Source organism: Gordonia sp. NPDC062954 (assembly GCF_044543825.1).
Lineage (GTDB): Bacteria > Actinomycetota > Actinomycetes > Mycobacteriales > Mycobacteriaceae > Gordonia > Gordonia tangerina.
On sequence record NZ_JBITWL010000025.1, the window covers coordinates 1 to 18,468 of the forward strand.

At 66.1% G+C, this 18,468-nt stretch carries 17 protein-coding genes and 2 pseudogenes; 5 read left to right on the top strand and 14 right to left on the bottom strand.

The features are described 5' to 3' along the window. The first annotated feature begins 200 nt into the window (after window positions 1-200). The 3 genes and pseudogenes from ACIGKQ_RS20200 (at window position 201) to ACIGKQ_RS20210 (ending at window position 4,051) form a co-directional block, all read left to right on the top strand. Window positions 201-1,301 (top strand): annotated as a pseudogene (locus ACIGKQ_RS20200) (flavin-containing monooxygenase). 56 nt (window positions 1,302-1,357) lie between these two features. Next, window positions 1,358-2,983, top strand: a complete 1,626-nt coding sequence (locus tag ACIGKQ_RS20205) for a LuxR C-terminal-related transcriptional regulator (protein ID WP_396574762.1) — start codon at window positions 1,358-1,360, stop codon at window positions 2,981-2,983. Window positions 2,984-3,154: 171 nt separating this feature from the next. After that, the gene (locus ACIGKQ_RS20210) at window positions 3,155-4,051 is read left to right on the top strand and encodes a formate/nitrite transporter family protein (protein WP_235724513.1); all 897 of its coding nucleotides are present in this window, start codon (window positions 3,155-3,157) and stop codon (window positions 4,049-4,051) included. A gap of 110 nt (window positions 4,052-4,161) precedes the next feature. On the opposite strand, the gene ACIGKQ_RS20215 is transcribed toward ACIGKQ_RS20210, so the two are convergent. After that, window positions 4,162-5,154, bottom strand: a complete 993-nt coding sequence (locus ACIGKQ_RS20215; RefSeq protein ID WP_266063360.1) for a YihY/virulence factor BrkB family protein — start codon at window positions 5,152-5,154, stop codon at window positions 4,162-4,164. A gap of 174 nt (window positions 5,155-5,328) precedes the next feature. Between ACIGKQ_RS20215 and ACIGKQ_RS20220 the strand changes: the two genes are divergently transcribed. Then, window positions 5,329-6,381 (top strand): iron-containing redox enzyme family protein, encoded by a 1,053-nt coding sequence (locus ACIGKQ_RS20220; protein WP_372512458.1) that lies wholly within the window; start codon window positions 5,329-5,331, stop codon window positions 6,379-6,381. Between the two features lie 14 nt (window positions 6,382-6,395). Here the strand turns inward: ACIGKQ_RS20220 and ACIGKQ_RS20225 are convergent, their stop codons facing one another. From ACIGKQ_RS20225 to ACIGKQ_RS20255, 7 genes are all read right to left on the bottom strand, one after another. Continuing rightward, a complete protein-coding gene (locus tag ACIGKQ_RS20225) occupies window positions 6,396-6,587 on the bottom strand; it encodes a CDGSH iron-sulfur domain-containing protein (RefSeq protein WP_266063362.1) in 192 nt (63 codons plus the stop codon). Then, a complete protein-coding gene (locus ACIGKQ_RS20230; protein ID WP_396574763.1) occupies window positions 6,584-7,297 on the bottom strand; it encodes a methyltransferase in 714 nt (237 codons plus the stop codon). The genes ACIGKQ_RS20225 and ACIGKQ_RS20230 overlap by 4 nt, the downstream gene beginning before the upstream one ends. A gap of 199 nt (window positions 7,298-7,496) precedes the next feature. Beyond that, a complete protein-coding gene (locus ACIGKQ_RS20235; protein ID WP_396574798.1) occupies window positions 7,497-9,440 on the bottom strand; it encodes a hypothetical protein in 1,944 nt (647 codons plus the stop codon). 147 nt (window positions 9,441-9,587) lie between these two features. Further along, entirely contained in the window at window positions 9,588-10,853 is a 1,266-nt protein-coding gene (locus ACIGKQ_RS20240) for an acetyl-CoA carboxylase biotin carboxylase subunit family protein (RefSeq protein ID WP_396574764.1), read from the bottom strand. A 57-nt stretch (window positions 10,854-10,910) separates the two neighbouring features. Continuing rightward, window positions 10,911-11,417: a hypothetical protein gene (locus ACIGKQ_RS20245; protein ID WP_396574765.1), complete on the bottom strand. Its 507-nt coding sequence runs from the start codon at window positions 11,415-11,417 to the stop codon at window positions 10,911-10,913. Window positions 11,418-11,698: 281 nt separating this feature from the next. After that, a complete protein-coding gene (locus ACIGKQ_RS20250) occupies window positions 11,699-12,445 on the bottom strand; it encodes a class I SAM-dependent methyltransferase (protein ID WP_396574766.1) in 747 nt (248 codons plus the stop codon). Window positions 12,446-12,538: 93 nt separating this feature from the next. Beyond that, a complete protein-coding gene (locus tag ACIGKQ_RS20255; protein WP_396574767.1) occupies window positions 12,539-13,480 on the bottom strand; it encodes an arabinofuranosidase in 942 nt (313 codons plus the stop codon). Window positions 13,481-13,617: 137 nt separating this feature from the next. Between ACIGKQ_RS20255 and ACIGKQ_RS20260 the strand changes: the two genes are divergently transcribed. After that, window positions 13,618-14,220: a class I SAM-dependent methyltransferase gene (locus ACIGKQ_RS20260; RefSeq protein WP_396574768.1), complete on the top strand. Its 603-nt coding sequence runs from the start codon at window positions 13,618-13,620 to the stop codon at window positions 14,218-14,220. Between the two features lie 409 nt (window positions 14,221-14,629). On the opposite strand, the gene ACIGKQ_RS20265 is transcribed toward ACIGKQ_RS20260, so the two are convergent. The 6 genes and pseudogenes from ACIGKQ_RS20265 to ACIGKQ_RS20290 all read right to left on the bottom strand — a co-directional run bounded on the left by ACIGKQ_RS20265 (window position 14,630) and on the right by ACIGKQ_RS20290 (window position 18,350). Then, window positions 14,630-14,836 (bottom strand): putative quinol monooxygenase, encoded by a 207-nt coding sequence (locus ACIGKQ_RS20265; RefSeq protein WP_396574769.1) that lies wholly within the window; start codon window positions 14,834-14,836, stop codon window positions 14,630-14,632. Then, window positions 14,833-15,135, bottom strand: a complete 303-nt coding sequence (locus ACIGKQ_RS20270; RefSeq protein ID WP_266063372.1) for a HigA family addiction module antitoxin — start codon at window positions 15,133-15,135, stop codon at window positions 14,833-14,835. Before ACIGKQ_RS20270 ends, ACIGKQ_RS20265 begins: the two co-directional genes overlap by 4 nt. Continuing rightward, window positions 15,122-15,404: pseudogene (locus ACIGKQ_RS20275) on the bottom strand (type II toxin-antitoxin system RelE/ParE family toxin). Before ACIGKQ_RS20275 ends, ACIGKQ_RS20270 begins: the two are co-directional and overlap by 14 nt. A gap of 33 nt (window positions 15,405-15,437) precedes the next feature. Then, window positions 15,438-16,517 carry a redox-regulated ATPase YchF gene (gene ychF / locus ACIGKQ_RS20280; RefSeq protein ID WP_396574770.1) on the bottom strand — a complete coding sequence of 360 codons (1,080 nt, stop codon included), beginning with the start codon at window positions 16,515-16,517 and terminating at the stop codon, window positions 15,438-15,440. A 123-nt stretch (window positions 16,518-16,640) separates the two neighbouring features. Further along, window positions 16,641-17,921 (bottom strand): AI-2E family transporter, encoded by a 1,281-nt coding sequence (locus ACIGKQ_RS20285; RefSeq protein ID WP_396574771.1) that lies wholly within the window; start codon window positions 17,919-17,921, stop codon window positions 16,641-16,643. Between the two features lie 48 nt (window positions 17,922-17,969). Further along, a complete protein-coding gene (locus tag ACIGKQ_RS20290) occupies window positions 17,970-18,350 on the bottom strand; it encodes a hypothetical protein (RefSeq protein ID WP_396574772.1) in 381 nt (126 codons plus the stop codon). Between the last annotated feature and the right edge of the window lie 118 nt (window positions 18,351-18,468).

An 18,468-nucleotide genomic window follows, 5' to 3' on the forward strand; every position in this document is an offset into this window, starting at 1 on the left:
GGTCAGACGGGGACCGCCTCACCGCAAGGCGAGGCTGCCTGATGACACCGCAGACACAGCAGCAATGCTCACGTTTGCTCACCAGAAGGCAACGGTTGATGTCCGATGTGGCGGCGACTGTGGCTGCCTAGCGTCAGAGTCGACCGGTCCGAGCCGGTCGGCCAAGCCGACACCGATGTCGGCCGACGCAGGAGGACGCCATGAACATCGAACAGATCGACACCGTCATCGTCGGCGCGGGCCAGGCCGGCCTGGCCACGGCGTATCATCTCCGCAAACACGAACAACCCTGCGTGGTGATCGACGCCAACCACCGAATCGGCGACAACTGGCGCCGCCAATGGGACAGCCTTCGCCTGTACTCCCCCGCCCGATACGACGGCCTGCCCGGCATGCCGTTTCCCGCCGACGGCTGGTCGTTTCCCGGCTAGGACGACGTCGCCGATTATCTGGAGACCTACGCCCAACGCTTCGGGTTGCCGGTTCGGTTGTCGACCCGGGTACGCTCACTGGACCCCGATCCGCGAGGCGGCTTCGTGGTCGACACCGACGCCGGCACACTCGCATCGCGCACCGTGGTGGTCGCCACCGGAACCTTCGGGCGCACTCCCGCGATTCCGGACTGCGCGGCCGAACTCGATCCCGCGATCCTGCAATTGCACTCCAGTGAGTATCGGCGGCCCGAGCAATTGCGCGACGGCCCGACACTGGTGGTCGGCGCATCGCACTCCGGCGCCGACATCGCCTACGAGGTTGCGGCGACCCGTCCGACGACGCTGTGTGGACGCGACTGCGGATCGATCCCGTTCTATCCGGAGTCCTGGCAGGCACGCGTGCTGTTCCCGATGATGATCTTCGCGTGGCGTCACATCCTGACCCGACGCACCCCGGTGGGCCGCAGAGAGCTTCCGAAGGTGCGGTTCCATGGGGCACCCGCGTTGCGCGTGAAGGCCGCCGACCTGCGCGAACGCGATGTGACGCGGATCGAGCAGCGAGTGGTGGGCGCCCGTGACGGTCTCCCGCAGACCGCCGACGGTGAGGTGCTCGACGTCGCCAACGTCATCTGGTGCACCGGATTCCGCCAGGTCTTCGACTGGATTCATCTGCCGGTGTTCGGCCCCGACGGCTGGCCCGACGAGATGCGCGGTGTGGTGGAAACCGCCCCTGGCCTGTACTTCTGCGGCCTGTCGTTCCAATACGCCTTCAGCTCCATGGTGCTGCCCGGCGTCGGACGCGACGCGGCCTACATCGCCGACCGGATCGCACAGCGAGCCGCCCAGCCGGAGCATCAATTGGCCTGAGCCAATGCACGTCGGCCCCGGCCGGTCTTACGCTCGAGGCAGGAGGTGGCGGATCGATGACGCTCGCCGGCGAACTCGAACGGGCCCGACCGGAGTTCGAGGCCGGCGACTGGTCGACGGCTCTGCGGCGCTGGATGGACATCGATCCGGCCGAACTCCGTCCGGACGATCTCGGCAGGCTCGGTGTCGCCGCGTATCTCGGTGGTCACGATCAGACCGCTCTCGACGCGCTGCACCACGCCTTCGCAGCCGAACTCGACAACGCGAACGTCCCCGCCGCCGTGCGGTGCGCGTTCTGGATGGCGATGATCGCCACGATGGCCGGCGACCCCGTCGTCGGCCAGGGCTGGACCGCGCGCGCCAACCGGCTGCTCGCCGATCACGACGCCGACGTGGTGGAGCGCGGATACATCGAAATCGTGCGCATGTACGCACACATCGATGCCGCCCGATGGCCACAGGCGTTCGACTGCGCACGTGCCGTCGCCGAGACCGGCCACCGACACCACGATCCGGATCTCGTCGCCGTCGGTATCGCGTCGCAGGGACGGCTCACCCTGGAAGGAGGCCGGGTACCCGAGGGCCTGGCGCTGTTCGACGAGGCGATGACGAGGGTGGCCGCCGGCGAGGTGTCCGCGGTGTTCGCCGGCCAGGTGTACTGCACCATGATCGAGGGCTGCCAACGAGTGTTGGATGTCGGCCGGGCCGCCACCTGGACCGCGGCGCTGACCCGATGGTGTGACCGCCAACCGGGACTGGTGCCGTTCACCGGACAGTGCGCCGTGCACCGCGGGCAGATGTGCACGTTGTCGGGTGCGTTTCGCGATGCGATCGCCGAATTCGATGCGGCGCTGGCGCGATACCTCGACACGTCAGCGTCCGCAGCAGGTCTGGCCTTCGCCGAGCGCGGTGAGGTGTACCGCATTCTCGGCGATCTGGACAATGCGGAACTGTCGTTCTCGCAGGCAGGAGCACATGGCTATGATCCGCAGCCGGCCCTGGCCCGGCTGTGGCTGGCCCGCGGGCGAGCGCAGGCCGCGGCGGGCGCGGCCCAACGTCTGTTGCTGGAGTCCACCGAACCGGTGTTGCGGGCCCGCATCCTGCCCGGCGCAGTGGAGATCCTGCTGGCGACCGGGGCGGTGGCGCAATCGCGGCCGCTGGCAGCCGAACTCGCCGAGATCGGCGATCGGTTCGGGTGCGTTGCGTTGCAGGCCAAGGCGGCGTTCGCGTCGGGCACGGTCGAACTCGCCGACGACGATCCGGCCGGTGCCCTACCCTACCTGCGCAAGGCACGTCAGCAATGGATGGAGTTGCACTGTCCGTACGAGGCAGCGCGCTGCCAGGCAGCGATCGGCCGCGGTCTGCTCGCCCTGTCGGACTCCGATTCGGCCCGAGCCGAATTGGCCGCCGCCGGTCGCATCTTCGACGCTCTGGGCGCCCGACCGGACGCCGAGGCCGTCGCCGACCTACTCGGTCCCGACGCTCACCCGGCGGGCCTGTCCGATCGCGAGGTCGAGGTGTTACGCCTGGTCGCCACCGGACGGAGCAACGGTCAGGTCGCCGAAACGCTGACCCTGAGTGAGAAGACGGTGTCGCGGCATCTCTCCAACATCTTCGCCAAGCTCGACGTCAACACCAGGACCGCGGCAACGGCTTACGCCTACGAGCACGGCCTGATGTGATTCGGTGATCCGTGACACCAGGCCGGTGTCTCATGTCACTTGCCCATCGAGAACTCACACTCGCCGCGGGTTGCCGTGAGGAGGACGTAACACCGATTCGTCTTCATGACACAAAACCGACATTCCGACTCGATTGACTGACGCACATTCACCGTCAACCTGAGGAGTCTCATGTCGTACGTGAAGCCTGCCGAGTTCGTGAAACAGATGGTCGATGCCGGCGAGGCGAAAACGTTCCTGTCCACCCGGGATACGCTGATACGCGCGTACATGGCGGGCGCGATTCTCGCGCTCGCCGCGGCGTTCGCCGTCACCATCACCGTCCGAACGGGTGAACCGCTGCTCGGTGCGGTGTTGTTCCCCGTCGGATTCTGTTTGCTCTACCTGATGGGATTCGACCTGCTGACCGGGGTGTTCACGCTGGTACCGCTGGCGTTGATCGACAAACGGCGAGGCGTGACGTTCAAGAGCATGTTGCGCAACTTCGGCCTGGTGTTCGTCGGCAACTTCCTGGGTGCGTTCACCGTCGCGGTGTTCATGGCGATCATCGTCACCTACGGGTTCAGTACCGATCCCGATGCCGTCGGGCAGCAGCTCGGCGAGATCGGTCATTCCCGGACCGTCGGCTACGCCGAGCACGGCGCCGCGGGCATGCTGACCCTGTTCATCCGCGGCGTGCTGTGCAACTGGATGGTGTCCACCGGTGTGGTCGCGGCGATGATGTCGACGTCGGTGCCGGGCAAGGTGATCGCGATGTGGATGCCGATCATGCTGTTCTTCTACATGGGTTTCGAGCATTCCATCGTCAACATGTTCCTCTTCCCGTCGGGACTGATGCTGGGCGGTGACTTCTCGATCGGCGACTACCTGGTCTGGAACGAGATCCCGACGGTGCTCGGCAATCTCGTCGGTGGCCTCACCTTCGTCGGATTGATGCTCTACGCCACTCACGGCCGCACGGGACCGTCGCGACGCGTTCCGGAGGGCACCACCGAGATCGACGTCGCCCAGGAGGTGCAGGCGAAGAAGTCCGACGCCAAGGAGCGCGCGGTCGTCGCCGATTCCTGATCGTCGCCTCAGGCCAGATCCTGCACAACGTTCGTCCCCCGACACTCGCAACTCCCCGCCGAACTCGCGGTAGGTGTGGCGATAACCGGGGGACGAACTGTTGTGCCGGCTTACTCGCGGCGGGCGGGACCGGTGAACCGGCGGACCCGGGCGAGGCCGCTCGCGCCGAGCTCCGCCGGGGAACGCCGACGCGGCGGTGGCCAGCCGTTACTGGGGTGGGCCTTCTCGATCTCGGCGTTGAGTTCGGCCCCGAAGAGCAGCACGATGGCCACCGACCACACCCACACCAGGATCGCCAGGGGCGCGGCGAGCGGGGCGTACACCGCATCGCCGCCGAACGCGGTGTCGGTGTAGAGCCGCAGGAGCGCGCTGACCGCGAGACCCCCGCCGGTGGCCAGTACGGCGCCGGGCAGATCCCGATAAAACGGGGTCCGCCGTGGTGTGGCCCAGTGGAACAGCGCCGCCACGACCAGAGTCAACACCACCACCGCCACCGGCCAGTAAGCGATTGTCCAGATCTCGCCGAGAGGCAGCGCCGCCAGACCCCACCGCCGTTCGACGATGTAGCCCAGCTGCGGGCCGGCCACCACCAGCGGCACCAGCACCACTCCGAGGATCAGGCCGATCACGGAGAACACCAGTCCCAACACGCGCGCCATCCAGGTGGGACGTTCCTCGTCCAGGTCGTAGGCGATCGTGACCGCCAGAACCACCACGCGCAGGATACGGCTGGCGGTGAAGACCGCGACCAGAAACGAGATCGAGAACACCGACGGGGACCCCTCGACCAACAGCCGGTCGAGCATTGCCGCGATGACATCGTCGACGGTCTGCTGCCGGAATACTTGCGCGGCGATCTCTTCGATGCGTTCGATGAGTTGAGCCCGGGCATCCGAACCCAGCACCGGGTCGAGCAGTCCGGCCAACGAGACCATGGCGATGGACACGGCCGGCAGGCTCAGCAGCACCCAGAACGCGATCTCGCTGGCGAGTCCGGTGATGCGGTCATCACCCGAGTCCTTGACCGTGGCGACGGCGAGGTCGACGACCGAGCGCACACGCGACGGCAGCCGCGCCCTGAACCGTCTCCACACCGCGCGCATCGGGGGCAACGGTACCCAAGAGCAGCCTGCCCAGCGAGGACATGGCCCAGTGTCGGCACCGCTGCGGCTCGCCTGCCGGCGCCCACGGCATCGTTTCGGCACGGCGTACACCGGATACTCCAGGTTCTACCCTGGGGACGACGTCCGGATTAGGGCATATCGATGAGAGGCGCGATGTCAATGACCAGCCAGCTGAACAGACCCGCAGTGACCAACGCACCCGCGCCGACGCTGCCCTCTGCGCGCGGGCCGCTCTCGGCGCTGGTGATCGATCACCTCCGGGCCGATCCGACGGCCCCGCACGGCATCGCGGCACCGGAGGCGGTATCCCCGGCCGCGCTGACGGAGGTCGACCCGTACGGCGATGATCTGCAGCTGGCCCTCTACCTCTGTTACGAGTTGCACTACCGCGGCTTCGCCGAAGTCGACACCGAGTGGGAATGGCAGCCCGGCCTGCTGGCCCTGCGCGGCGAGCTCGAACGACACTTCCGCGCCGCGCTGCATCGTGACGTTCCGGTCACCGGTGGCGAGACCGCCGGGCACGCCATGGACGAGTTGAGCGTCGAGTCACCCGACGGTGACGGCGCCTCCTATCACCTGCGTGACGCGGGCACGTGGGACCAGTACCGCCAGATGTTCGCGCTGCGCTCCGTCTATCACCTGAAGGAAGCCGATCCGCACGCCTGGGCGATTCCGCGGCTGCGCGGCCACGCCAAAGCCGCATTTGTCGCGGTCGAGTTCGATGAGTTCGGCGGCGGACACGGTGATGCTGTCCACCAGGAGCTGTTCGCCGAGCTGCTGCGGGCTGCGCATCTGCGCGAGGACTACCTCGGCTACCTCGACATCGTCCCCGCCGCGGCTCTGACACCGGTCAATCTGATGTCGCTGTTCGGTCTGCACCGGCGCTACCGCGGCGCCGCCGTCGGTCACCTGGCGGCCACCGAGATCACCTCACCGCCGGGTTCGGCGCGTCTGCTGTCGGGGCTCGACCGGCTGCAGGCACCAGAGCCCTGCCGGCATTTCTATCGCGAGCACGTCGAGGCCGACGCGGTGCACGAACAGATCCTGCGCACCGACGTGGTCGGCGACCTGATCCGCACCGAGCCCGAGTGCGAGACCGACATCGTCTTCGGCATCCGCGCGTTTCTGTTCGTCGAAGACGCGCTGGATGCGCACGTGATGACCGCCTGGCGGGCGGGCCGCAGTGCCCTCGTCGGGGAGCTGTAGCTGTCCGAATCCGATCAGCGCCGCCGGCGCTTGCGATGGCTGGTGTCGCACAGCGGGTAGTTCTTGCTGCGGCCGCACGCGCAGATCGCGACCATGAACCGATCCGACTCGACACAGGTGCCGTCGGGAAGTTCGATGTCGATCGGGCCCTCGACCAGCACCGGGCCGCCGCGAACCACCCGAACTGTCCGCCGCTGGGCGGTCATCTGTGTCGCCCTCTCGCCTGCGCCGTTGCGTCCGGGGCCCTCGCCGCGATCACCACCAGCCGTTCGATCCGACGACCGTATTCCAGTAATCCGCGGTGCTCGAGCCATCGAGCCCGGGCAGTCAGCACCGGGCCGAACGGGATCCAGCGTTCAGCGATCACCTGCGCGGCGAGGCCCGCACCCTCCAGGGCGACGATGGAGGCGTCGACGCCGGCGAACTCCGACTGCACCACCAGTAGCGTGCCGCCGGGCGTCAACAACGTCGGCGCGTGGCGACACAGGGGGTCGAGCACCGCACGCCCGTCGACCCCGGCATCCCAGGCATGCGCCGGTCCGGCCGGATGGAATGCAGGATGCGAAAGTGTCGGCGTCGGTACATACGGCGGATTGCAGGTCACAACCTCGAACCGGCCGTGCTCGGCGGCCAGGTCAGCGTGTCTCACCGTGACCGGTCGGCCTGCGGCGCAGGCCGCTGCCCGTGCATGCTCCACGGCGCTGTGCGAGGAATCCACCGCCACCGCCTCGCGGGCTCCGCCCGCGGCTGCAGCGATTGCGACGGCACCGGTGCCCGTGCACAGATCGAGCACACGTGCTCCGCGCACTCCATGTGTATCCATCGCATCGATCAGCAGCGCAGTGTCCTCCTGGGGCAAATACACGTCGGTGCCGATCGCCGGCTCGCCGGCCGAGGCCGGCGACACCGTCGTCATGACCTGACCTCCGGTCCGCGGTGATGCGACCACGGCCGGGGACGGATCGCTCTCGCGAATTGGACTACGGTGTCTCCTGCGATCAACCTCACGCCTCACCTTCCGGCCATGCCATGCGGGAGATGACCACCCCGCACGGGAATGATTCCCCGCGGCACGGACCCCGAAACGCGGATGCGTAGATGTTCGGTTCAGCCCGTCACGGCGAGCCGTGATCGACCTGGCCGTCGCGAGGTCGCAGCGTGCGATCGGCCCCCCAGCTGCGTTCGACGTAGCCGACCACTTCGGCGACATCGACGGCCGGGACATCGGTGAGGGTGCCGTCCTCGAGCGGATCGGCGTGGAAGATGTAGAGCCGGGAGGCAAACTGGGCGAACGGCAGTGAGCCTTCCCCCGGTCGTTCACCGTTGCCGGCGGTGCCCACCACCACCGAGTCGCCCCAGTCCTGGCCACTGTCATTGTTGGGGTTGAAGAAGTAGACGCGGATGTCACCGTTGGGGTCCGCGGCGACCCGCAGGATTGTGATGGCGTGCCAGCCGACGTAGCGCGCTGCACTGTCGGTGAACGCGATCCCGGCCGGTTGAGGGTGGATCAGCGGTTGATTGCCGTTGTAGCGCGGGTGATATGCGGCATAGAACTGGCGGATGAAGTCGTCGAGGTCCACGATGTCGCCGGTCGCCACATCCACGTTGATCCGAAATCCCCGAGCCGACCACCAGCCGTGGAATTCCGGGTTCACCCACCGGTGCGGGTCGCCGGGACGGTCGGCACAACGGCGCACCATCTCGGCGTAGATGCGATCAAGGTGCGGAACCACCAGCAGCGACACCGGATCGAGATCGATCGGGTCAGCTGTCGCGACGCCGCCGACACTCTCGGCCGAGGAGATGCGCTGGCCCTCGAAGTGGGCGATCACCTCGTCGTCGCGGGCCGCCCACGCCACCACCTGCAGCAGGTAGTCGGGATCGTTGTAAGCCCACATCGACAACGCACGCGCCGACTGGCACGTCGGGTTGTCACCCTGGCCCACCCCGAGTGGCTGGCCCAGCATCGACAGGAGACCGCCCAGCAACAGTCCCTCGGGTTCCACCGCCGGCCCGAAGGCCGAGTGCAGACGCTCCCGAACTGCTGGTGCGAGTTTCAGCGACACCTGACGCCACAGCGACGGCACCACCGGCGGCTGGTGCAGTATCCCGCGGTCGAGCAGCAAGGCCAGTCCGTACAGGCATTGCGCATGCTGCGGTTCCACGGTGCGCAGGATCAGCTCCTGCACCAGGTCGGTGTAGCGGAGCAGACAATTGCGTCCCACCTCCGAGAGTCCGAGGGCCTCGGGCAGGAGAAAGATGTTGTCGTCCACCAGGAACCGCACCAGGGCGGCGTGGTATCCGGACACCAGACCGGTGTCGTGCATGGCGCGAGCGAATCCGCGCGCCTCGAACTCCAGCCCCTCGGCGTCCATCGCCGACAACCGCGACAGGTACACGTCGATGCCGGGGTCCTCGCGGCAGGCCTCGGTGGGACCGAACAGCGCGGTCGTCAGACGATCGAGTCCCTGCCCCGCGGCGCCCAGGTCGACGTCGGGGTTGTTGCGATGGACGGCGATCCGGGTGACCATCGCCTTCACGTGATCGACCTGGATCGGTCGCTGACGCAGAATTCGCCAGATCTCCTCGACCAGTTCGTCGAGCACGCTGTCGTAGCCGATCTCGTCGACCACATAGTCGAACACGGCGCGGGCCACCCGCGCGCCGCCGTTTTGCCGTGCGCGGTCGGCTTCCGACATCGGCGCGAGCAGCAGATCCAGGTTCAGTGCCAGTACCTGCGACAAGAATCGTCGGGCATCGTCGGCGGTCATGTCCGGACGCGTGTGCTCACCGGCGGCGATCGCCACCAGCCGCAACTCACTCGTGGCCTCGAGGATCACGGTGTCAGTGTTGTCGCCTCGCAGGCTCGGACCGGCCAGCGCCGGCACCAGGATGTCGGGTTGATCCCAGTCGGAGCCGGCGAACACACCGGCACGTTCCAGCGCCGCGGCCCGCGCGCGGACAGCCGCGCATCCACCGGGTTGGGTCAGCACCCGGCGCAGTGCGTCGAGGACTCGTCGCAGTTTGCCCGGCTTGGTGAACTCGGGCGCCTCGTCCATGGCCGTCGTGGCGTGGTCGAGTTGTTCGATCCGAGACACCAACGCACGGCCGGTGTCGGGATGGTCGATTGATGTCACTGGCAAGGGCACCTTTTGTGGTTCTCGCGGTGCCGCGTGCCGCGCACCTCGGCGGACCGCGGCGACGTCTCACACGTAGAAATCGAGTTCTTCCTGACGCTTGAGCAGATCACGCATCCGATAGGGATCCTCACCGAAGAAGTACAGCAGACCCCAGTGCGTGCCGAAGGCAGTGCGCTTGGTGACGGTCTCCTCGAGTGGCTCGGAGAGATCGTTGGTCTCGTAGTAGTCGTCGTCGGCGGTCTCCTCCGGGATCTCGAGATTGGAGACCACCCGGCGGCGTGGATACACACCGAAACATCCCGCGACGCCGCTGGCGTCGACCACCTCACGCGGGAAGAAGGCATCGATCTCCTCCTCGGTGGTCTTCGGGTCGAAAGACAGCACCAGCGCTTGGTAGGCATTGAATCCGTACGCACGTTCCAGCAGCTCAAACACCTTGAAACCCGGTGGCCGATAAGCGACTTCGCCAAAGTACATCTCACCGTCGTTGGTCACGAAGTATTCGGGGTGCACGAATCCGAAATCGATGTCGAAGGTCTTGATCAGCTTTTCGATCTGTGCGGTGATCGCCGGACGGTACTTCTCCAGTTCCGGGGTGGCGGGCACGAAGACCGAATAACCCAACGTCACGTATTCGGAGATGTTGAGAAACTTGATCTTGCCGTTGTGAATCCACGCCTCGACTGCGAACTCCCAGCCATCGAGGTGCGACTCCATCAGGACCGGGAACTCTTCTTCCGGAATGGTGTCGACCTCGTCGGGGGTACGGATCACCCGGTGTCCGAGGCAGCCGGCCTTGTCGAAGGCCTTGAGATGGATCGGGTCGTTGGGATCACCGTCGAGTTTGAGCAGGGTCTGATTCACCCGGCGCAGAAAGCGCACTACGTCATCACGGTCGTGCGCTTCTTCGAAGATGCCGACCCGGATACCACCGAGCTGGGCGCGGCGCTTCATCAGCGCTTTGTCACGCAACAGCATCGCCTGGCCGAACAGCCGCGGCTTGTTCATCAAGACCGAATTGATGGCGCCCGCCCACTCGACGGTTTCCTCGAAGAGCGGGATCGCGACGTCGACACCCATATCCTGCAACGTCTCGGCGATCTCCATCGAGCGGTCGTTGAGGCGCTCGAAGTTCCAGGAGAGATACGGGATGTTGTGTTCGGCGCAATATTCTTCGGCCCAGTCGGGGGCCACCACCACGTAGCGGCGGTCGAATGAGTCGACCGCCTCGATGGCGCCAAGACTCCAGCCCAGCAAGGCCACATAGCCTTTGTCGGGGTTCTTGGGTGCCTTCGCGGGTGCGTCATGTGTTGCTGTGGCAGGCGCGGTCATGCATGTCCTTTCGCTGCAATTCGTGCGCGGTTCATGCTGCTTCTTCCTGAACCCAACCTACAGAGGACGCCCAGCGGCCTCCACCGGGTACGCGCCGATCGGGCCGATGACCGTGTCGAAAACGGCAGGCGGACGTCTGCAACTGCAGGTCAGAGCGGGGGTGACAGGGCCTGCCATAAGTGCGGCGATTCCTTGGCCAGCGAGCACGACCTGATAGAGCCCCTCGTCCGGGGTTACGTCACGCTTGATGTCCGCGGGCCCGAGCTGACCGGCACCGGCATAGAGGAACAACGTCTTTCCGCGGAGCTGGTCCAGACGACGAGCCGGGTCGTGATCGCGCCAACCGCCGGACCCGACGGGACCCCACCTGTTGTCGGCGTTCGCACCGGTGAGCGAGAGCGTCGCGCCGCGATCGCCCGTTTGCCGTCGGCAATCGAAACCCGCATCGATCAGTGGCGGCAGTTCCTGGATCAGGAATGTCTCCCACGTGGGTTTGCCGACTGATGGGTCGCGACGTTCCCAGTCGGTGTAGAAGGTGCCGTACGCGCCGGTCGGGAGCACCACCGTTACGTCTTTGTCGGCAAAGAACTCCTCTGCACCACCGGCCCGGAGCCAGTCAGATGTGCGCCCGCGGCGGCGCAGCCTGAGCCGTTCCTGCCGCAGCCAGACTCAATACGATCAGCGCGGCGCCGACGGCACGCCAAGCAGTCCGAACACAGAAATTCGCCCACGTCCTCCCCCGCCCCACGATCACGTGATCTATCCGACAGAAGTTGCCGCACCGCGTTGTGACCCACCGGACAAGGCGAGACGGACACCTCCGCCGTCGTCGGACAGAGTCCGCCTCACACCGTCCCGCGCGCCGCCCAGGCGGTGGCAACCACCCGAAACGGTCCCGGCCCCAGACGATCCCGCGCGACACCCTCGAGGCGTGCGCGTGCGTCGGCATCCAGTCGCTGGACGTATTCACCGGCCGGGCCCACGCCGAACGTGTAGGGCTCCCACCATTCCTCGAAGGCGGGGTGTTCGATGTCGACCGCGATGGGCTCCTCGACTACCGCGCGTAGACCGGCGTCCACGAACAGCTCGGTCAGATGCCCCCGGTGCGCTCCGGACAACAGCGCCTCATCTTCGGCGTCGGGATCGAGCACGTGCACCGCATCCCAGAACGGCGCCAGCGCACCGGTCGGCCCGTCCCAGACACACGCCGCGACCACCCCGCCCGGCCGCGTGACGCGGGCCATCTGCCGGATGCCGCGGACCGGATCGGTCATGAAATGAACCACTAACTGTGCCATCGCGGCATCGAATTCGGCGTCGCCGTAGGGCAGTTCCTCGGCCGTACCGGTCCGGACATCGACGTCGGGGAGCCGCTGCCGGATCGCCGCGACGAACGGCGGCGACGGGTCTATCGCCGACACCTCGGCCCCAATTGGACCCAGGTGCGCTGCCAAAGCTCCTGGGCCACAGCCGACGTCGAGTACCCGTTGGCCGGCGCGGACGCCGGCGAACGCCGCGAAGACGCCCGCCAGCGGCTCCGCATAACGCCCCATGAATCGGGCGTATGCCTCCGACGGGACGGCAAAGCTCACCTGGTCATTTTAAGTCCGCAGGTCAGGACGAGGAACCGGTCCGTCGAATGACATCGAGGAGATCGACGCCCCACTCCCGGCCTGGTCCCGAGATCAGGCGGGCTCGCGCAGGATGCCGATGTGGCGCACCGTCCCGGACAGGCGCGGCAGTGTTTTCGGCGGAGACCACGACCGCAGCCCGTCTGTGCTGTCGGAGTACAGATAACGCCCACTTTTATAGGCGTCCAGATAGATCCGCCAGGCTCCGTTGGGCAGCTGGGTGAGCACTGGCCCCTCCACGAAGCGACCCCAGTTGCGGGTGGGCACAAATCGATACGGTCCGGCCAGCGACGGGGCCACCGCATGCTCGATGACCTTCGTCGTCTCGTTCTTGGTGAACGCGTGATAGGTGGCGCCGGTCTTCACCACGGTGGTGTCGATGTGGTCGGCGCCGATCCCGACGATCGGTACCGGTGGACTCCACACCCGCAGCGACGGATCGAGCGCGGTCATCACGTAGGGCACAAAGCCGCCGCCGGTCGACATCGACAGGATCACGTTGACCCGGCCGCCGTCGACGAAGAACTCCGGCGCCCATGCCTTGGTGGTGAACGGCGACAACGACGGGAGTTCACTGGAGCCGGCCGACCCCGACGAGTCGGATCCGCTCGAACCGAACAGGCCCTTGCCGTCGCCGGTGCCGGGCAACAGTGCGCAACACAGCGGGACCGGCCAGTTGCCGATGGGCGTCCACGACACCCGGTCCCGGCTGCGCGCGAAACCGATGTTCGCGCCGTCGACCGTCGTGTAGGTGATGTAGTACCAGCCGTCGGTGTTGCGGAACATGCTGGCGTCGCGCACACGACCGGCCGGCGGCCGGTAGGCCGACTTCCGCAACAGCCGGAAGTTCGTGGCGTCGGTCGACGTGTAGACGTCCATGTCGCGGTCGGTGGCGTTGCTGAAGCCGACCATGGTGTAGCGCCAGCCGGACGGCGCGGCGTTGCCGGTGCCCTGCGCCGAGACCAGCAGTCCCGCGGCAGTCAGCACGATCGTCATGAGGGAGAACACTGTTCGCCTGGTACGCGTCACTGGTGCAGTATCGACGACGACACCTGCACCATGCACAACTTTCGGGATAGGTGCGCGGAAAATCGTCCTGACGAGAACGGTTCATCGATGGCCGGAGCCACCGCATGCAAGATGACAAGATCGGCTCACGCTATGCCCAGGTCGCCGACCTCTACATCGACATGTTCGGCAGCCCGGACCGCGTGGACGCCGCCGACCGTGCCTTCATCGCCCGGCATCTCGGTGACGTCAGCGGTCCGGTCCTCGACGTCGGGTGCGGACCGGGACATCTCACGGCCTACCTCGCCGATCTCGGTGTCGCGGCACGCGGTATCGATCTGGTGCCGGGCTTCGTACACAATGCCCGGTCCACCCGACCCGACCTCGATTTCACCGTCGGATCGGTGCGCGCGCTCGATGTGCCGGACGGATCGCTGAGCGGAATCCTGGCCTGGTACTCGCTGATCCACCACGATCCGCACGAGGTCGCCGAGATCGCCACCGAGTTCCGCAGAGCCATGGTCGGTGGCGGCGTACTCGTCGTCGGATTCTTCGAAGGAGCCGTGGTGGAACCGTTCGACCACAAGGTCGCGACCGCCTACCGGCGACCGGTCGACGACATGTCAGCGGTGCTGGCTGCGGCCGGGTTCGTCGAGATCGAGCGCACGCGCCGGGCCGGCACCGATACGGCGCGTGCACATGCGGCACTCGCCGTCCGCGCTCGGTAGCGGCCGCAGAGTCGATGCTGTGCCGGGGACCTTCAATGACGCTTCAGACCACCATGTCGGCCGGGAGTTGCAGCGCCTCGCCAAAATTGTCGTCGATCAGAAGCACGGCGTCCGACGGCGTCACTCGCACATCGCCCGGTCCCTCCGAAGCGGAAGGTGCGAGACGCTCGATCGGGCCGGATTCCACAAGTGCGCTGCGCCTACTGCGGGAACGAAACTCGATCCACCCGCCAAGACATCTAGGGGCGATTCATAACCGCAGGTGGCGAGCGATCTTAGACATTGAACCGAAACTCGACCGGTTTGCGCGACCGATGAACGTGCGTCAGCCACTCTCCCCGAGCGTGACCGAGTACCGGCGTTCTATGCCGACCGTGGCGCGGCCCCACTCGCTCTCCGCATCTCGACCCTAGTGGAAGGCAAACGCGGACTCGTCGGCAAATCTCTCGGCAACCCGCCAGACCAATGGATCGTTGGTCCGATCGACATCGAAGGACAAGCAACCCGGCTCGCATCGGGTCAGTTCGAGGTGACGGCGCAAGTGCCGTTCGACAACGTCAGCCTCGTTGGAGTTCGCACAGACGAGATGACCCGTAAGGACGACCTCGCCCGTCATGCCGACTGCAGCGGAATGATCGCATCAATCTGCTCGGCGGCACGGTCCTCGGCGAGGTCAAGGTCGTAATGCGACTGCAAATTGAGCCAGAATTGAGCCGACGTGCCAAAGTACTTCCCGAGTCGCAAGGCCGTGTCAGCGGTGATCGCACGCTTGCCGTGCACGATCTCGTTGATGCGGCGCGGAGGCACACCGATTGACACTGCCAACCTGTTCTGCGTGATGCCGAAACCCTCGATGAAGTCCTCCATGAGGACTTTCCCTGGATGGATCGGCGCGATCTTGTCAGTGGTAGTCAACGATCTCCACCTCCTCCGGCACAGTGTCCGCCCAGACGAAGCAGATTCGCCACTGGTCATTGATTCTGATGCTGTGTTGTCCCGCCCGATCACCTTTCAGCGCTTCGAGCCGGTTCCCGGGTGGGACCCTGAGGTCGTCGAGCGACTCTGCCGATCCCACCTGACGAAGTTTGCGCAGCGCGACCCGATGAATCCGCGGATCGAGCGAGCGAGCGCGTTCACGACGCCACAGGCGTTCGGTGTCCTTGGTTGCCGAACGACCGGATCACGCGATCAGAATATACCGCTATGCGTTAATAACGCTAGACGTTAAATCTGAACTCGACCACGTCTCCGTCGGCCATCACGTAGTCCTTGCCCTCCATACGCACCCTGCCGGCGGCCTTGGCGGCAGCCATCGTGCCGGCGGCATCGAGGTCGTCGAAGGACACGATCTCGGCCTTGATGAAGCCCTTCTCGAAGTCGGTGTGGATCACGCCGGCCGCCTTCGGTGCGGTGTCGCCACGGTGGATGGTCCAGGCACGCGACTCCTTGGGCCCCGCCGTCAGGTAGGTCTGCAGCCCGAGGGTGTGGAAACCGGCGCGGGCCAGCGAACGCAGGCCGGGTTCGTCCTGCCCGATGGAGTCGAGCAGTTCCTGCGCGTCTTCCTCGTCGAGTTCGAGGAGTTCGCTCTCCACCTTGGCGTCGAGGAACACCGCGTCCGCCGGGGCCACCGAATCACGGAGTTCCTGTTTGCGCGCGTCGTCGGTGAGGACGGACTCGTCGGCGTTGAAGACGTAGAGGAACGGCTTGGCGGTCATCAGATGCAGTTCCCGGACCGCGGCCAGGTCGAACGAATCCTTCTGGGAGAACAGCGTCTTGCCCTCGTTCAGGATCTCCTGGGCCTTCTGCGCAGCCGCGACCGTCTCGGCGAGGTCCTTGTTTTTGCGGGCATCCTTCTCCATCCGCGGCAGCGCCTTCTCGATCGTCTGCAGGTCGGCGAGGATCAGTTCGGTCTCGATGATGCCGATGTCGGCGAGCGGATCGACGCGGCCGTCCACGTGCACGACGTCATCGTCGGCGAAGACGCGCACCACTTGGCAGATGGCGTCGGCCTCGCGGATGTTGGCGAGGAACTGGTTGCCCATCCCCTCCCCCTCAGACGCCCCCTTGACGATGCCGGCGATGTCGACGAACGACACCGTGGCGGGCAGGATGCGCTCGCTGGAATGGATCTCGGCCAGCCGATTGAGGCGCGGATCGGGCAGTTCGACCACGCCGACGTTGGGTTCGATGGTGGCGAACGGATAGTTGGCCGCCAGCACGTCGTTACGGGTCAGTGCATTGAACAGGGTCGACTTGCCGACGTTGGGAAGCCCGACGATTCCGAGGGTGAGACTCACGGGCGTCCAGTCTATCGGCATCGGGATCGAGCGTCGGCGAGGGCATGGACGGGTCCGCGCTCGCACCGCGATCTGTCGGCGACATTCGGGGTTCCGTCGGCGGGATTGCGGGTTCTGTCGGCGCTACTTCTCGGTGGAGGTGCCCGGATCGTCGACCGGCGCGTCATCGGCGGGTTCGTCGTCGGGGACGCCGATGTGCGCGGTGACCGGCGTGCTGTGCGGCGCCAGGGCCTCGCCGGCACGTTCGGCGATCTGCTCGTTGAGATAGCGCAACACCACAGCCAGTGCTGCGGCGGCGGGCACCGCGAGAAACGCGCCAGTGATACCGAAGAGGGTGCCGCCCAGGGTCACCGACAGCAGCACGATCACCGCATGCAGATCCATCGACTTCGACTGCAGCCACGGCTGCAGCACATTCCCCTCGAGCTGCTGCACCGCCAGGATGATGCCGAGCACGATGAGCGCAGTGGTCAAGCCGTTGGACACCAACGCGATCAACACCGCCAGCGCCCCCGCGACGAACGCACCGACGATCGGAATGAAACCGCCGAGGAACGTGATCACCATCAGCACCGCGGCCAGTGGCACGCCGAGGATGAACAACCCGGCACCGATCAGGGCCGCGTCGACGAAACTGACGATCGCCTGCGTACGGATGAAACCGCCGAGGGTGGTCCACATCCGCAGCAGCACCTCGCCGATGTGCGCGCCCGAGGGCCTGCCGACGGTCCGGTCGAGCCACGGGAGGAACTTCGGGCCGTCTTTGAGGAAGAAGAACACCAGGATCAACGTGGTGAACAGGGTGACGAGAATCGACGTCGCGGTCCCGACGCCGCTGAACACACCGGCAGCGATCGTCGACGCGCTGGACTGCAACCGCTGGACCACCGTGTCGACGATGTTGTTGAGTTGCTCGTCCTGGACGTTGAACGGCGGACCCTGAACCCAGTCCTGCAGCTGCCGCACACCGTCGGTGGCGCGAGATGCGAACTCGGGCGCCTGATCCACGATCGACGGCACGATCAGACTGACCACGCCGGCCAGCACCCCGAATCCCAGCAACATCATCACCAGCGCGGCAACCACTCCCGGAACACCGCGATTGCGCATCCACCGCGCCGGCGGCCACAGCACCGTGGAGACGATGATCGCGAAGAGCACCGGCAGCAGGATCACCCAGAGCTTGCCGATCACCCAGAGCAGTACCCAGAACGCCGCGACGACCAACACGAACTGCAGGCTCACGATCGACGTGGAGCGCAGTCCAGCCAACACGACCTGGACCCGAGTGGGATGCGACTGCGCCGGTGGCGTCGAGCCGGCGGAGCGCGTTGCGTCGGGATCGGGCGCACCCGATTCATCTGTCACGCCCAAATGGTCACATACTTGCCGGGCGCACGACATGAACCGATGACGACGAGTCGCACCGCGCCGCGTACCCGGGCGGGTCGATCAGTGTCGCTTCAGTTTGCGCTCGAGGTACTTGACGAGTTCGTTCATCGCCTCGAGTTCCACGATGAGCGGCGACGGCGGTGGGAGTGCATCGTCGCGGCGGGCAGAATCGGAACGGGCCGTGTCGCAACGGGCAGCGTCGTCAACACACTGTCCATCGATCGCCGGTTCACGCCGCTCCGGCATGCTTACCCGGGACTGATCACGTCGTGCCCGTTGAGGGCGCACCCGCTCGTGTGATACCTCCTCCCGTGCACATTCGCGTTGGATGGTCTCGGGCCCGTAAAGAGCCATCATGATCTCGAGCCCCCACGCAGGTAGTTCAGCCAAGGCGGGTTCGTGGTCACGTCGTCGTTGACGGCCACCGAACAGAGCGGTCATGAGCCATATCGTGCCAGCATTTGTTATCTGCGTCACTATTTTCTGGTTATTACGATGCACCAGATCGCCATGTCTGATTCCCGCCAGGATCGCACCGCCGACCGTGTCAGAGTGGATG